This is a genomic window from Pseudomonas luteola NBRC 103146 (genome assembly GCF_002091675.1).
GTDB lineage: Bacteria > Pseudomonadota > Gammaproteobacteria > Pseudomonadales > Pseudomonadaceae > Chryseomonas > Chryseomonas luteola.
In genome coordinates, this window is record NZ_BDAE01000066.1 from 1 (window position 1) to 2,298 (window position 2,298).

Here is a 2,298-nt window from a genome sequence, read left to right on the forward strand (position 1 = left end):
CCTATAATGCGCCCCACTTCCGCTGCAACGGAACAGCAAAAAGCCTTGTAGATCAATGGTTTAGCTGTTTAGTCAGGGTCAGGCCTCCGGTCTGGCAGAAGCGGAAAGAGGGAAGCGGTAGTTGACAAGCCCCTGGGTTTGTGTAGAATACGCCTCCCGCTGCCAGAACAGGTTTCCTGATCCGGCAGGTCCGGCAAGCGGTTCAGCGGGTTAGACTGGTTGAACAAAAAGCTTGACAGGACAAGAGGTTAGCGTAGAATGCGCGCCTCGGTTGAGACGAAGGTCTTAACCAACCGCTCTTTAACAAGTTGAATCAAGCAATTCGTGTGGGTGCTTGTGCTGTAAGACTGATGGATCGACAAGATTATCAGCAAGACAAGTAACACTCGTGAATTCGAGAGTTTATTTGCGATTGCTGAGCCAAGTTTAGGGTTTTCTCAAAACCCGGATATGTTTGAACTGAAGAGTTTGATCATGGCTCAGATTGAACGCTGGCGGCAGGCCTAACACATGCAAGTCGAGCGGATGAGGAGAGCTTGCTCTCTGATTCAGCGGCGGACGGGTGAGTAATGCCTAGGAATCTGCCTGGTAGTGGGGGACAACGTTTCGAAAGGAACGCTAATACCGCATACGTCCTACGGGAGAAAGTGGGGGATCTTCGGACCTCACGCTATCAGATGAGCCTAGGTCGGATTAGCTAGTTGGTGGGGTAACGGCTCACCAAGGCGACGATCCGTAACTGGTCTGAGAGGATGATCAGTCACACTGGAACTGAGACACGGTCCAGACTCCTACGGGAGGCAGCAGTGGGGAATATTGGACAATGGGCGAAAGCCTGATCCAGCCATGCCGCGTGTGTGAAGAAGGCCCTCGGGTCGTAAAGCACTTTAAGCTGGGAGGAAGGGTTGTAACCTAATACGTTGCAGCTTTGACGTTACCAGCAGAATAAGCACCGGCTAACTCTGTGCCAGCAGCCGCGGTAATACAGAGGGTGCAAGCGTTAATCGGAATTACTGGGCGTAAAGCGCGCGTAGGTGGCTTGGTAAGTTGAATGTGAAATCCCCGGGCTCAACCTGGGAACTGCATCCAAAACTGCCTGGCTAGAGTACGGTAGAGGGTGGTGGAATTTCCTGTGTAGCGGTGAAATGCGTAGATATAGGAAGGAACACCAGTGGCGAAGGCGACCACCTGGACTGATACTGACACTGAGGTGCGAAAGCGTGGGGAGCAAACAGGATTAGATACCCTGGTAGTCCACGCCGTAAACGATGTCAACTAGCCGTTGGGGTCCTTGAGACTTTAGTGGCGCAGCTAACGCAATAAGTTGACCGCCTGGGGAGTACGGCCGCAAGGTTAAAACTCAAATGAATTGACGGGGGCCCGCACAAGCGGTGGAGCATGTGGTTTAATTCGAAGCAACGCGAAGAACCTTACCAGGCCTTGACATGCAGAGAACTTTCCAGAGATGGATTGGTGCCTTCGGGAACTCTGACACAGGTGCTGCATGGCTGTCGTCAGCTCGTGTCGTGAGATGTTGGGTTAAGTCCCGTAACGAGCGCAACCCTTGTCCTTAGTTACCAGCACATCATGGTGGGCACTCTAAGGAGACTGCCGGTGACAAACCGGAGGAAGGTGGGGATGACGTCAAGTCATCATGGCCCTTACGGCCTGGGCTACACACGTGCTACAATGGTCGGTACAAAGGGTTGCCAAACCGCGAGGTGGAGCTAATCCCATAAAACCGATCGTAGTCCGGATCGCAGTCTGCAACTCGACTGCGTGAAGTCGGAATCGCTAGTAATCGTGAATCAGAACGTCACGGTGAATACGTTCCCGGGCCTTGTACACACCGCCCGTCACACCATGGGAGTGGGTTGCACCAGAAGTAGCTAGTCTAACCTTCGGGAGGACGGTTACCACGGTGTGATTCATGACTGGGGTGAAGTCGTAACAAGGTAGCCGTAGGGGAACCTGCGGCTGGATCACCTCCTTAATCGATAGATCCCAGCTTTGGCATAAGCTCCCACACGAATTGCTTGATTCACTGAAATAAAGACGCGAGATGAGTCAAGACTCAAGCGTTAGACGATTGGGTCTGTAGCTCAGTTGGTTAGAGCGCACCCCTGATAAGGGTGAGGTCGGCAGTTCGAATCTGCCCAGACCCACCAATCGATGGGGCCATAGCTCAGCTGGGAGAGCGCCTGCTTTGCACGCAGGAGGTCAGGAGTTCGATCCTCCTTGGCTCCACCATCTAACACCGCGTTAAAGCTCAGAACTGAGTGCTTACCCCCCCCCCTT

General features: G+C 53.2%; 2 tRNA genes and 1 rRNA gene. All 3 read left to right on the top strand.

Going from position 1 to position 2,298, the window contains the following annotated elements:
• Nucleotides 1-456 precede the first annotated feature (456 nt).
• The 3 genes from PLU01S_RS24955 to PLU01S_RS24965 all read left to right on the top strand — a co-directional run bounded on the left by PLU01S_RS24955 (nucleotide 457) and on the right by PLU01S_RS24965 (nucleotide 2,250).
• Nucleotides 457-1,993, top strand: a 16S ribosomal RNA gene (locus PLU01S_RS24955).
• A gap of 98 nt (nucleotides 1,994-2,091) precedes the next feature.
• Nucleotides 2,092-2,168 (top strand) — tRNA-Ile (locus tag PLU01S_RS24960).
• Between the two features lie 6 nt (nucleotides 2,169-2,174).
• Nucleotides 2,175-2,250: transfer RNA gene (locus tag PLU01S_RS24965), tRNA-Ala, on the top strand.
• The last annotated feature ends 48 nt before the right edge of the window (nucleotides 2,251-2,298 follow it).